Source organism: Sphingomonas sp. P3_C5, from assembly GCF_056402635.1.
On record NZ_JBFUHA010000012.1, the window covers coordinates 1 to 12,907 of the forward strand.

Consider the following 12,907-nt stretch of genomic DNA (forward strand, 5'->3'; position numbering starts at 1 on the left):
GATGATCACGTCATTGCCGCCGTCGCCGAGCAGGATATTCGCACCCTCATTGCCCTGGATCGATGATCACGTCATTGCCGCCGTCGCCGAGCAGGATGTTCGCACCCTCATTGCCCTGGATCTTCTGACCGAACTCATTGCCGGTAAGGTTGATCGGATCGGTGCCCGGGCCTGCGCGCAAGCGCTCGACTTCCTGTCCTGCGCCCAGCACCCAGCTGACCGTGGCCACCACGGTGTCGTAATCGACGCCGCCGGTATTCGCTTCGAACACCGTGTCGGCGGCATCGTCCACGAAATAGCTGTCGCTGCCCGTGCCGCCCTGCATCTGATCCGCACCGGTACCGCCGTCGAGAATGTCGTTACCACCGGCGCCCGCCAGCTTGTCGTTGCCGCCACCGCCGTTCAGCGTGTTCGCACCGTCATTGCCCGCGAGCTTGTTGGCGAACTCGTTGCCAGTCAGGTTTACCGCATTGGTGCTGGCCATGTTGGCGACCGTGAGCTGTTCGATCTCCTGGCCCGCGGCCATCGCCCAGCTGACGGTGGTGGCAACCCTGTCGGTGCCTTCGCCGCCTGCCTCGAACACGGTGTCGCCGGCATCGTCGACGACATAGCTGTCATCGCCAGTGCCACCGGTCATCGCATCCGCGCCGGTGCCGCCGTCGATCCGGTCCGCGCCGCCGCCGCCGAAGATCGTGTCGTTACCGCCGCCGCCGACCAGACGGTTTGCGCCCTCATTGCCGGTGATGGTGTTGACGAATTCGTTGCCGGTCAGATCGATCGCAGTCGTTCCGCTGGCGAGGTTGGTGCTGAGAATTTCGATTTCCTGGCCCGCGGCGAGCGCCCAGCTCACGCTGGACAAGACAGTATCGGTGCCCTCGCCGACGGCTTCGAACACCGTATCGCCGACATTGTCGATGATATAGCGGTCGTTGCCTTGCCGGCCTTCCATTCGATCCGCGTTGGCCATCCCATTGAGGGTGTTGTTACCGGAATTGCCGATCAGGACATTGGCGGCCGTGTTGCCCACGGCAATGATCGCGGCACTGCCGGTCAGCGTGATATTCTCGAGAAATTCGCTGGCGTTGGCGCCGCTGAAGAAGGAGAAGGAGAGCGAGCTCTCGACTGTGTCGGTCCCCTCGTCCGCGAGCTCAAAGACGCGGTCGCCAACATTGTCGACAACAAAGACGTCGTCTCCCGCGCCGCCGGTCATCTGGTCCGCCAGCACGCCGCCGTCTAGGCGATCATTGCCGTCGCCGCCGTTAAGCACGTCGCTGCCGCCATTGCCGTAGAGCGTGTCATTGCCGCCATTGGCGTAGACATACTCGCCGCCAGCCGATCCGATGACGGTATCATCGCCGATGTCGCCTGCGACAATGACGAAGGCGCCACCGGTGAAGCCGGTCATGTCGAACATATTGCCGGCCGTAGCGAGGTTGAACGTGATCGAGTAAGCCGCGCTGATCCCGTTGAGCGAGACGTTGCCGCCTGCGGTGAAATAGAAGCTTCCGGCCAGCGTCGTCACGCCGGCAAGCTGCGCGCCGGTGAGGCCGATCCTGGCCGAGCCTCGCGCGTCAAGGGACTCGATGCCGTTCAGGGTTGCCGCCGAAATATCGAAAGTGACAAAGGCACCGGGGTTGGGTGCAATGATAGTATCGAACCCTGTTCCACCATCGAGCACTTCGCCCGCCGCGACCTCACCCGCCGCATCGATCCAGAGAAAATCATTGCCGCCGCCCGCGTGAACGGTGTCAGCGCCCATGCCGCCATGAATGTTGTCGGCGTCGTCGGTGCCGTTGATCGTGTCCGCGCCGTCCATGCCATAGACGTGCATGCCGATTGATTGCGCCGTCATCGTGATCGTATCGGCGAAATTGGTGCCCCACAGAAAGGCCAGGCTCTGGAAATTGGTGATCGTTCCGCCACCGATGACATAGGGACCGCCTGTGATCAGGTCGGCGATATCGACCGTCACGCCGGCACTTCCGCCGATCAGCGATAGCGCCAGCGTGTTGGTGCCCGTGCCGCCATCGGCATCGTCGCCATAGCCGATCGAGAGCCGGTCATCGCCGGCCCCGCCGAAGAGCTGGTCGTGCTCGATCCCGCTATCCGCTTCGGTGAGAGATCCGTAACTACCCGAGTAGAAATAGTCGTCGGGCCCGCCCGAGAACAGTTGGTCCTCGCCGTCATTGCCATAGATCAGGTCTGCGCCCGTGCCGCCGAGGATCGTGTTCGAATTCTCGGATCCGTTGATCGTGTCGTCGCCGCTATTGCCGTAGGTCACCGTGTAATAGGAGGAGTCATCCATCATGTTGATGGTGTCGTTGCCCGCGCCACCATAGGCAAAGCCGGCGACGTTAAGCGTATCGTTGCCGTCGCCTCCGAACGAGTGCGACTGAACGCCCGTGACGTTGAGAATGTCGTCGCCGTCTTCACCGTAGAACCAACCGCCGTTGCCCGCGTCGATCGTATCGTTGCCGGTGCCGCCATATATATTTCCGGTATCGTGGCCGGCGATGAGGTGATCGTTGCCGCCTCGCCCGAAGATCGGCGCATAGTCCGACGAGTTCGAGCCTTGGTCGCTGCCGATAATCGTATCGTCGAAATCGCTGCCCTCGATCCACAGCACTGAGCGAATATTGCTGATCAGGCCACCGCCGATGGTAAGTGTTCCGCCATTGTCGAGCGTCCTGAAATCGACCGTCTGTCCCGAAGTCGCGCCCCGCAAGCTGATCAACAGATCGGCGAGGTCCAGCCCGCCATTCACGATGTCGCCATAGCCCGAATAAATCGTGTCGAGCCCCGCGCCGCCGTTCAGCGTGTCGATCTCGCTCCCGGTGTCGAGCACCGGAGAAACAAAATCGAGATTGTTGCCGTAGAAGGGGCTCTGCCAATAGGGCGAGATGGTAAAGGCATAGATGCTGTCATTGCCTTCGCCGCCGTCGATCGTGTCGCCGCCCCCGCCGCCGGCGAGCTTGTCGTTGCCGCCATTGCCGTTGATGGTATCGGCGTCGCTGCCGCCCGAATAGGTATCACCATTTTCGGTACCATTATACGTGGCCATTGGACCCATTCCCCCAATCGAATCACAAAGTTGGCTGGAGTCTATCAGCTTCAGCCGCCAAGTCGCATATGAAAGGGACGGTCGTGCGGCACGTCTTTCAGACGAGGACCATCATGGCATCACCGTTGCTCCGGTCCTCGCACGCGTCGGCGATTGCGCCGCTTTTCTAGGCGATCCAATGGAGGCGCGGACGGGCTCACGCTCGCGGCCGGCAAACGCGGGCCCAAGCCCCAAACAGCTTGGGAATTATCGCACATGTCCTCGCAATTGCCGTAATTCTCGATCTGTACAATGTTCTGTACAACTCTCCTCAATACCCCCGACAGGCATGACAAAATTCGCCAACACGCCGGACGCCATTTCGCGCATTCCCCCTCGTGAAACTCCAACGCAGCTGTCCGAATTCGCCCTGAATTATGTCACACGTCCAACATCGGCATCATTGCACGAGAACACGTGGCGACCTGATTCAACCGCAAGAACGTGCTCTGCGGCGAAGGTCGATAGGCGAGGGCGATCTATGTCGAGCCGCCCGCACGGTCAGCTGAAATTACCGGGACCAGGCATATCCAGGCATCAGCCCAAACCGCGGCGCCCGAACGCGGCTCGCTGGGGAGCGCTGGGTGGCGGCGGCATGTCGGCATCCGGGGCGGCGCGAGAGGCGCCGGATATCTTCCACCGATAGGAGATGTTCTGAGCGTCCCCAAAACCTTTGTCGTCGTGGATCTCTATGGTTTCGCTAGCGTCCTGCTCGTGGCAACCTGGGCATTCCGAATGCCGTATTTCCAACCGCACCACGCCGGCTTCAGGCGTATAGCGTGGGGTGGCCGGCATACTCAGCAGTTGCGCGGCGCGCTCGGCCGAAGGTTTTGGCAGCGACTCGGCAAGCTGTTGCAGTTCGACTGCGTCGGCAAACAAAAGCTCGCGCTTTTCCCGTTGCTCGAAATAGCATTCACACCTCCCGCAATGCGCGACTTTCCGCAAGTTGGTGAGCCACACCATGCTCATCATCATGGCCCAGACGATATGCGAGGCGAACAGGGCATAACCCCATCCCCCGATATCGGAACTGGTGTGGGACGACATCGAAGCGCTGAACTGCGTATGGCCAACCGTGGCATCGAGAAAGTCGCCGAAACCTATGCCCGAGCCGACAAGACCCATGCGCGCGAGCAGGATGATGAAGGTTGCATAATAATAGGCCAGCACCGTGGTACCGGTGGTCAAGGCGACAAGAGCCATGACCGAAAGCGTCGGTGCAAAACCGGCGCGCTTCGCTCCGGGCAGTGAGCCCGCTCCGCCAATCAGGCCAAAAACTATTCCGCCCGCGGAAAGGATGAAGTTCACGTTCAAGCCAAAGGGGTTGAAGTGCAGCACCATCTGGCACAACAGAAACAGAAGAACCGCGGCTGCTTCGGAGAGCAGCAGAAACGCGAAAAATCGAACCATCTTCATGTGATCGCGCCCCCACGCTTGGGGCTGATTTTGTTCGATTTAACTTAAAGAACCATGAAGTGCTTAACGTGGCCCGCCGCGAATCAGCGCAGCATGGCAGGCGACGCAGTGGCGTTTTCCGCCTGGGAGATGCCCAGCCTGGCCAAAAGCCCGGCCATTTCGGCACCGGAAGCTCCTGATAACGGAGCATGAAATGCAAAGGATGGTGACCCCTACGGGAATCGAACCCGTGCTTCAGCCGTGAAAGGGCCGCGTCCTAACCGCTAGACGAAGGGGCCGTGTCCGGGAAACCCCGGGCGTGGGGGTGCCGGTTAGGCAAATGCCGTGTGCTGGTCAACCCACCGCGTCATTTGATCGGCGATGGCATATCACCTGGAGCTTGTTGCCATCGGGGTCGCGGACATAAGCGCCGTAATAATTGGCGTGGTACTGCGGGCGGAGACCCGGCGCGCCTTCGTCGGTGCCGCCATTTGCCAGCGCGGCCGCGTGGAAGGCATCCACTGCAGCCCGGTCGGGCGCGAGAAAGGCGGTGTGCTGGCCCTTGCCCGGTTTCGCCTCGCCACCGTCAGCGGGGCTGACGACGAACAGCTTGAGCCCCGCCAGTTCGCCGAACATGAGCGTCGCCGGCAACTTGAATGGCTGGTCGATACCGAGCGTGGCCATCACCGGCTCGTAAAACCGCCGGGCGCGATCGAGATTGTTGGTGCCGAGGGTGATATGGCTGAACATCCTCAATCTCCAAAAAGGGTGATTATCGCCTTCTGTCAGCGTCCGTCTGACTTCGCCAACAGCCTCACGCGATTCAACCTCACTCGCCGCCGCACTATTCAGCGCCAATGGCTGTCCAGGTCGAACGCAAGAATGGCTGCGATTTCTTACTCCGCCCAGGCGGCATCGTCGAGGTGAAGCTCGGCCGCCGGCCTCGCGCCCCAATCGTCGATCCGCGCGCGCCCGGCGAGCCACAACCGGCGGTGCGGCGGCGCGCCGAGCAGCGCGGCACCGAGCGCGGTTTCGGCCTGGCGGAAGGCGACTGTCTTCAGGGTGCGGCCATCATCGCCGGTCACGATCGCGCGGACATGGCCGTTGCCGACGATATCCGCCTTCACGATCCGTACCGGCCCCGCGACCACGCGCGGCTGCGGCCAGCCCATGCCGTAGGGCCCGCCAACGTCCATCGCCTCGACCAGGGCAGGCGTGATGCCGCCCGCAGTAAGCAACGCATCGAGCAGCAGGGCGCGGTCGCCGATCGAGCGCGTCACCGCCGCATCGAGCCGCTCCTCGAGGAAATCGGTGAATGCCTCCAGCTGGCCCTCCGCAATGGTGAGCCCCGCCGCCATCGCATGGCCGCCGCCCGCGGCGAGCAGCCCGCTATCCTTCGCCGCCAGCACCGCCGCGCCGAGATCCACGCCTGCAATCGACCGGCCCGACCCCTTGCCGATTCCCGCATCGTCGAGCGCGATCACGATCGCGGGGCGGCCATATTTCTCCTTGAGCCGCCCGGCGACGATGCCGATCACGCCCGGGTGCCAGCCGCGCCCGGCGACTACCACCACAGCGCGATTCCCTTTGGTCGCGGCCATGCCCTCTGCGGACTCCTGCACGATCCCCTCGATCGCGCGGCGCTCCTCGTTGAGCCGGTCGAGCTCGGCGGCGATGCTCGCCGCTTCAGCTGGATCGCGTGTGGTGAGCAGCCGGACGCCGAGGTCGGACTTGCCGACCCGCCCACCGGCGTTGATCCGCGGGCCGAGCGCGAAACCGAGATCGGTCGCGGTCGGCGCCCGTGTCAGCCGCGACGCGGAGATCAGGGCGTTGAGGCCGATATTGCGGCGCTGCGCCATCACCTTCAGCCCCTGGCTCACAAAGGCGCGGTTGAGGCCTCTCAGCTGAGCCACATCGGCCACGGTGCCGAGCGCGACGATATCGAGCAGGTCGAGCAGGCGCGGTTCTGCGCGAGTCTCGAACCAGCCGCGCGTCCGCAACAGCCGGACCAGAGCCGCGCCGAGCAGAAAGGCGACGCCGACCGCGGCGAGATGGCCATGCGCGGCGCCCTCGGTCTCGTCGAGCCGGTTCGGATTCACCAGGGCAAAGGCATGGGGCAGGGTGGCCGCGCATTTATGGTGATCGACCACGATCACATCGACACCGGCCACGCGCGCCATCTCCAGCGCTTCGAAAGCCTGCGCGCCGCAATCGACGGTGACGATCAGGCTCGCGCCTTCCTCCTTCAGCCGGACCAGCGCTTCGCCCGATGGGCCATAGCCCTCCATCAGCCGGTCGGGGATATAGGCGCGCGCCTCGAGCCCAAGATCGCGCAGCAGCAATATCATCAACGCAGCGGACGTCGCCCCGTCCACATCATAATCGCCGAACACCGTTACCTGCTCGCCGGACTGGACCGCATCGGCGAGGCGTTCAGCGGCGCGGTCCATGTCCTGAAAGATCGACGGGTCGGGCATGAAACCGCGGATGCTCGGCAGCTTGTGTGCGTCGAGCGCCTCGCGCGGACATCCCCGGGCGAGCAGGAGCTGAGTGACCAGATCGTCGGGCGCGAAGCCGGGGTCGCGCGCGTCCGCTTCGAGCATCCGCCAGCGCCAGGGCTGGCCGAGGATCGAATGCGAGATGTTGAGGACGGCACTCATGATTGCTGCCGGGCCTTCAGGAGTTCGGATATGCGCATCGCGCTGCTGTGGCACAGATCGATGCCCAAGGAACAGCGTCGCCGCGCAGGCGAGCCGGGGCATGGCGGGCCTCTCTCGCCGCTTATCAACATGAGTTTCCAGACAATGTCATAATTAATCCATATTCGGCTCCTAGCCCCGCGCCTGCGGGGGCATCCGGCACCATCAGACAAATATGTCGATCACCGGCGGATTTAGGCCATTTCCGGCCATCGCTCTGCTCCCGTCACACTACCGCAAACCCGTAACCATTTGGGGGATCACCCGTGTCCAATTCCACTATCGCGCGTTCAATCTCGATGCTGACCTGCGCGTTCGGCGCTCTGGCCTTCGCCAATATCGCGTCGGCCCAGGAAGCAAAGCCGGCGACGGCGGCGGCGTCCGATGGAGATCAGGGCGACATCGTGGTGACGGCACAGCGCCGGTCGGAGCCCCTGCAGAAGGTGCCGCTCTCGGTCGCGGCGGTGGCGGGTGACGATCTGCGCGCGTTCCAGGCGGGTGGTGACGATATCATGGCGCTCTCCGGCCGCGTCCCAGGCCTTTATGCCGAGACGACGACCGGCCGCATCTTCCCGCGTTTCTATATTCGCGGCCTCGGCAATATCGATTTCTATCTCGGCGCCTCGCAGCCGGTCTCGATCATCCAGGACGATGTCGTGCTCGAGCATGTCGTGCTGAAGTCGAACCCGGTATTCGACGTTCGCCAGGTCGAGGTGCTGCGCGGGCCTCAGGGCTCGCTGTTCGGCCGCAATACCACCGCCGGCATCATCAAGTTCGACACGATCCAGCCATCGGAGACCTTCCAGGGTCGTGGCCAGGCGAGCTATGGCAGCTACAACACCGTTACCGCGGACGCCGGCATCGGCGGCCCGATCGCGCCCGGCCTGCTCGCTTTCCGCCTGTCGGCGATGATCCAGCACCGCGATAACTGGGTTGACAACACCTATGCCGGCACCAGCGCGGACGGCACTGTCTCGCCGAAGAAGGACGCAATGGGTGGCTTCGACGAGCGCGACGTCCGCCTGCAATTGCTGTTCACGCCGAGCGATTCGCTTTCGTTCAACCTCTCCGCGCATGCTCGCGATTACAGCGGCACCTCGACTCTGTTCCACCGCGCCGGGCTGATCAAGGGATCGAACGATGTCAGCGCCACGCCGCGCGACAAGGTTGCCCTCGATGAGGCGATGAACAACCCGCAGGCCTACAAGACCTATGGCGAGTCGCTGCGCGCTTCATGGGATATGGGCCCGGTCACCCTGACCTCGATCAGCGCGATCGAGACGACCTCGGGTTACAGCCGCGGCGACACTGATGGCGGCGCCGCCGCCAATTTCGGTGGCACCGGCTTCGGCCAGTCGCAGGGCGCTGTCCGCAGCCTCGATCAGTTGACGCAGGAAGTCCGCCTCGCCAGCAACGGCGACGGCCCGTTCAAGTGGCAGATCGGCGGCATGTATTTCGATCAGCGCGACATCACGGAGTTCTACCAGCGCGCCTATTTCCTGACGACCGCCGCGCACAACCCGAACAACTGGGTGCGGCTTCATGACGTCAACACTTCCTGGGCCGCCTTTGGCCAGGTCAGCTATGAGATCGTCCCCAATCTGACGATCACTGCCGGCGGCCGCGTGACCGAAGACACCAAGACGACTCAGCTGCTCAAGACCGCCGACACGATTGCCGGTGTTTCGACCTATGGCGGGCGCCGCCTGGTGCGGATGAAGGATACGCAGCCGAGCTGGGACGTGAGCGCGCTCTACCAGGTCGATCCCAATGTCAGCCTCTATGCCCGCGTCGCACGTGGCTTCCGTGGCCCGACGATCCAGGGCCGCTCGGCTGTGTTCAACTCGGATTTCACCACCGCGAATTCCGAGACGATCCTGTCCTGGGAGGCGGGCTTCAAGAGCAGCCTGTTCAACCATCACCTGCGCCTGAACGCATCGGCCTTCACCTACACCGTCGACAACATCCAGCTGAACGGCAATGATTCCAACGGCAACGGCGTGCTGTTCAATGCCGACAAGGCCAAGGCATACGGCATGGAAGCCGAGGCCGAGTGGAAGCCGAATTCGAACCTGACGCTCGGTGTCGGGCTCAGCCTGTTGCACAGCGAGATCAAGGACAAGCGGGTCTATGCCCAGGTCTGCGCGCTGAACGGCGCGGTTGTCTGCACCGTGCAGGATCCGACCATCACGGTGCCGGTGTTCGGCAACCCCACCGTCTTCGCCCAGATCGACGGCAGCCCGCTCCCCAACGCGCCGCAATACACCGTCGACTTCAACGGCCGCTACGACGTGCCGCTCGGCAATGGCGGCAAGGTCTTCGTCGCGACGGACTGGAACCTGCAGGGCTTCACCAGCTTCGTGCTCTACAAGACGAAGGAGTTCACCTCGAACGGCACCTTCGAGGGCGGCCTGAAGCTCGGCTACTCAGCACCGGGCGGCAAATACGAGATCGCGGTGTTCGGCCGCAACATCACCAATGAGAAGAACCTCAAGGGCGTGATCGAGAACTACATGGCGGCGGTGTTCAACGAGCCCCGCATCATCGGCGTCTCGCTCAGCGGCAAATTCTGACCTGAGTGCCGGCCTGAGCCCTGTCGTCGGCGACGGCAGGGCTCAGGCGTTATCTGGATGCTGGCTCAGGAGCCGCATCCAATAATCTTCTCGATCGCGATTGCGGCCGCCTCGGCAGCGTCCTCTTGGACGATCACCGCGCCGGCGCGTTCGGCCTCCGCGCGGTAGCTGCTGTCGCCGACCAGCGAGGCGATCACGGGCGCTGCCCGGCCTGCGCTGAACCGCCGCGCGGCCAGGATCCGGCCGACGCCCATCTTCTTGATGCGGTGGGCATTGTCCGACTGGTCGCCCATATGCGGCACCACAAGCTGCGGCTTTCCCGCGCGCAGCGCCTGACCGGTCGTGCCGATCCCGCCATGATGGATGATCGCCGCGGCCCTCGGGAACAGCATCGAATGCGGCGCATAGGGCCGGACCAATATGTCGCCTTCGGAGCTCAGGCTGGTCTTTTCGCCGGTCAGCAGCACCGCACGCATCCCCAGCCGCCGCGCCGCCGCCGCTGCTTCCTTGTAGAAATCCCCCGGCGCATAGACCGCGAACGAGCCCAGCGTGAAGACGAGCGGCGGCGGGCCTTTGGCGAGGAAAGCCTCGAGTTCGGCGTCCGGCGCCACGCTGTCGCCGTTCTGGCTGTCATAGACCGGGAAGCCGACAATATCCGCGTTGGCCGGCGCATCCTTTTGCGCAGGGCCGAACAGCGGCGAATAGCAGCACAGAGTCAGCGCCGTTTCCTTGCTGACATCGAATATCGAAGGGTCGCGGGTCGGGCCGAGGCCGTGGCTGGCGCGCACGGCGTCGATCTTGCCCCCGTAGCGCCGTCGCATGATCCTGCGCATCACGCCGTACGCCATCCGGTTCCAGCGCACGCCGATCTCGCTGCCGGGGCTGTGCTTCAGCATCCAGAAATCGGGTGTCTTGGGTGTCGTATAGGCGGACAGGATCGCCATCGGCTGCAGGATCACCGAGATCAGCGGCACGCGCCGCTTTTCGGCGATGATCGGCGCGCCGAACACGAACAGCGATGCGACCAGCGCGTCCGCATCGGCGACCACCTCGTCCAGCGCGCCAGTGCTCGAGGCGAGCCAGGGCAGCAACACCTGCTCAAGCAAATAGGTCTGGTCGGCCATCACCCGTTTGACGGCATCGTCCTCGTCGAGCCCCATCCGTTGCCGGACGACATCGAAGCTGGGCAGCACCGCAACCGCATCCAGCCCGGCGGCACGCGATTTGGCGACATGATCCTCAGCCACCGCCAGCACAGGATGGTGCCCGCGCCGCTTGAGCGCGAGGCCGATCGCGATGAACGGGTGGAGATCGCCGAGAGTGCCGACCGACGTGAGAACGATTTTTCGCATGGAATGTCGAAGACGCTCGGCTCGCGCCGCCTTATTGCTTGAGCCAGCTATCCTCGCGGAACCACTTCGTCACGATGTATTTGGTGCCTTTCACCACCGGCATCCCTTCGTGGAGCGTGCGCTGGTTCGGGCTGCCGTCCGGATTCATGTTGTTCCAGGCAAGCAGAAGCCCGCGTTTGGGCGCGACCCGGATGCCAGCCTGGGGAAACCAGGTCGCGCCGCCTTCCTCGACCTCGTTGAGATAGATCATCGCGGTCCAGGTGCGCTGGCCGCCATTCGCCTTCATGGCGGCCCAATATTCCTCGCCCTCGTGGAAAAAATCATGATGCGCGCGGAAATGCTGGCCGGGGGCGTAGCGCTGGCCCTGCATCGTCTCCCCCATCGCCGGATCGATGCCCAGCAGATTGGCTATCGATTCGTCGATCGGCTGTACGTTCGGAGACCAGCGATCCATATCGCAGCTTTCGCTTGTGCGAAAACTGGGGCCGGCCTTGTTGGCGAGCAGGGAGGAGGGGCGGCGGTTCGCGTCGATCATCTTGATCAGCGCGTTGCACGTCGCCGGGCTGAGGAAATCGACGTGATAATAGACCTGAGCCGCGTCGGTCTTGGCGCGCTTGATCGACGGGTTGGCTTCGAGTCTTTGCGAGACGCTTTCGCCGATATGTTTGCGAACAGCGGAGAGGCCGCCGGATTTCTTCGGGAACAAGGACATGGGCGCGCAATGTGCCGCCCCGCCCGCAAAAAACAAGGGGCCCGGCGACGATGCCGCCGGGCCCCCGTTTTTCCGTTTCGTTACGCTTACCAGAAGATGTCGTAGACCGTGTCGACGACCTGGCCGGAATAGATATCGACGAGCAGCGCATCATTGTAATAGCGCACCCAGCGATACGGCCCATAAGCCTCGGGCAGGCCGTAATAGCTCGGATCGTCGATCCAGTAGTTCTGCTCGTACAGGATCGAGCTCAGCTCGAAGCCGATCCCGAAGCGGCGATAGCCATAGCCCCAGCCATAGGGCGCGTAATAGCGCGGCAGGTGAAACGCGTCGCGGTTCCGGTTGCGGCGATCGCTCCAGTTATAGCGATTGTCCTGGCGCCAGCTGCGGTTCCAGTTGCCGCCCCGGTTGCGGTCGCCACGCCAATCGCCCCGCTGGCCGTTATTGCGCCAGTCGCCGCCATTGTTCCGATGGTCGTTGTTCCGCCAGTCGCCACCGTTGTCCCGGTGATCGTTGTTGCGCCAATCGCCACCGTTGCTGTGCTGGCCGCGGTCGCGCCAGTCGCCGCCATTATTCGGCCGACCCTGCGGCTGGCCCTGCACTTGACCCTGGCCCTGGCCCTGTCCCTGCCAATTGCCGCCGCCACGGTGCTCGCCGCCACGCCGCTGCCAGTCCTGCGCAGGCTGACCGGCATTGTTGCCGCCGCGCCAGCCCTGCGTGTTGGGATTGGGCTGGAAGCGTTGCGGTGCCTGCTGCTGAACCTGGGGCTGCTGGACCTGCGGCTGCTGAGCCTGGATCTGTGCGCGTCCCTGCCAATTGCTGCGGCCACCCTGCCAGTTGCCACGGTCGAACGTGCGGGCGGGAGCCGGAGCCGGCTGGGACTGCGGAGCCTGGGCTTGCGGTGCGGACGCCTGCTGACGTTCCTGCCGCTGACCACCACCGCCGCCGCGTTCGCCACGGCCACCATCGCCGCGGTGCCAGTCTTGGGCATACACTGCTGTCGGAACGATCGCCGTCGCCGCCAGAAGCGCCATGATAAAAGAAGTACGCATCTTAGTCCTTCCGGTTCGCGGGCA

General features: G+C 63.7%; 8 protein-coding genes and 1 tRNA gene. 1 reads left to right on the forward strand and 8 read right to left on the reverse strand.

Going from position 1 to position 12,907, the window contains the following annotated elements:
- Positions 1-46: 46 nt before the first annotated feature.
- The 5 genes from AC1DVS_RS22805 to recJ all read right to left on the reverse strand — a co-directional run bounded on the left by AC1DVS_RS22805 (position 47) and on the right by recJ (position 7,155).
- Entirely contained in the window at positions 47-3,061 is a 3,015-nt protein-coding gene (locus AC1DVS_RS22805; protein ID WP_478026655.1) for a beta strand repeat-containing protein, read from the reverse strand.
- 576 nt (positions 3,062-3,637) lie between these two features.
- Positions 3,638-4,516, reverse strand: a complete 879-nt coding sequence (locus AC1DVS_RS22810) for a hypothetical protein (protein WP_478026657.1) — start codon at positions 4,514-4,516, stop codon at positions 3,638-3,640.
- Positions 4,517-4,719: 203 nt separating this feature from the next.
- Positions 4,720-4,794, reverse strand: a tRNA-Glu gene (locus tag AC1DVS_RS22815).
- A gap of 55 nt (positions 4,795-4,849) precedes the next feature.
- On the reverse strand, positions 4,850-5,245 hold the full coding sequence (locus tag AC1DVS_RS22820; protein WP_478026658.1) for a VOC family protein: 396 nt from the start codon (positions 5,243-5,245) through the stop codon (positions 4,850-4,852).
- A 146-nt stretch (positions 5,246-5,391) separates the two neighbouring features.
- Entirely contained in the window at positions 5,392-7,155 is a 1,764-nt protein-coding gene (gene recJ, locus AC1DVS_RS22825; protein ID WP_478026660.1) for a single-stranded-DNA-specific exonuclease RecJ, read from the reverse strand.
- A gap of 305 nt (positions 7,156-7,460) precedes the next feature.
- On the opposite strand from recJ, the gene AC1DVS_RS22830 reads away from it, so the two are divergent.
- A complete protein-coding gene (locus tag AC1DVS_RS22830) occupies positions 7,461-9,767 on the forward strand; it encodes a TonB-dependent receptor (protein ID WP_478026662.1) in 2,307 nt (768 codons plus the stop codon).
- A gap of 65 nt (positions 9,768-9,832) precedes the next feature.
- Here the strand turns inward: AC1DVS_RS22830 and AC1DVS_RS22835 are convergent, their stop codons facing one another.
- The 3 genes from AC1DVS_RS22835 to AC1DVS_RS22845 all read right to left on the reverse strand — a co-directional run bounded on the left by AC1DVS_RS22835 (position 9,833) and on the right by AC1DVS_RS22845 (position 12,883).
- Entirely contained in the window at positions 9,833-11,119 is a 1,287-nt protein-coding gene (locus tag AC1DVS_RS22835; RefSeq protein ID WP_478026663.1) for a glycosyltransferase, read from the reverse strand.
- 31 nt (positions 11,120-11,150) lie between these two features.
- A complete protein-coding gene (locus tag AC1DVS_RS22840; protein ID WP_478026664.1) occupies positions 11,151-11,831 on the reverse strand; it encodes a prolyl hydroxylase family protein in 681 nt (226 codons plus the stop codon).
- An 86-nt stretch (positions 11,832-11,917) separates the two neighbouring features.
- Positions 11,918-12,883, reverse strand: coding sequence for an RcnB family protein (locus AC1DVS_RS22845; RefSeq protein ID WP_478026666.1), 966 nt, complete (start codon positions 12,881-12,883; stop codon positions 11,918-11,920).
- Between the last annotated feature and the right edge of the window lie 24 nt (positions 12,884-12,907).

What these genes read in the sequence shown, in the direction of transcription:
- AC1DVS_RS22805 (WP_478026655.1), bottom strand. Translation starts at nt 3,061, where the DNA reads ATGGCCACGTATAATGGTACCGAAAATGGTGATACCTATTCGGGCGGC.
- recJ (WP_478026660.1), bottom strand. Translation starts at nt 7,155, where the DNA reads ATGAGTGCCGTCCTCAACATCTCGCATTCGATCCTCGGCCAGCCCTGG.
- AC1DVS_RS22845 (WP_478026666.1), bottom strand. Translation starts at nt 12,883, where the DNA reads ATGCGTACTTCTTTTATCATGGCGCTTCTGGCGGCGACGGCGATCGTT.
- AC1DVS_RS22810 (WP_478026657.1), bottom strand. Translation starts at nt 4,516, where the DNA reads ATGAAGATGGTTCGATTTTTCGCGTTTCTGCTGCTCTCCGAAGCAGCC.
- AC1DVS_RS22835 (WP_478026663.1), bottom strand. Translation starts at nt 11,119, where the DNA reads ATGCGAAAAATCGTTCTCACGTCGGTCGGCACTCTCGGCGATCTCCAC.
- AC1DVS_RS22820 (WP_478026658.1), bottom strand. Translation starts at nt 5,245, where the DNA reads ATGTTCAGCCATATCACCCTCGGCACCAACAATCTCGATCGCGCCCGG.
- AC1DVS_RS22840 (WP_478026664.1), bottom strand. Translation starts at nt 11,831, where the DNA reads ATGTCCTTGTTCCCGAAGAAATCCGGCGGCCTCTCCGCTGTTCGCAAA.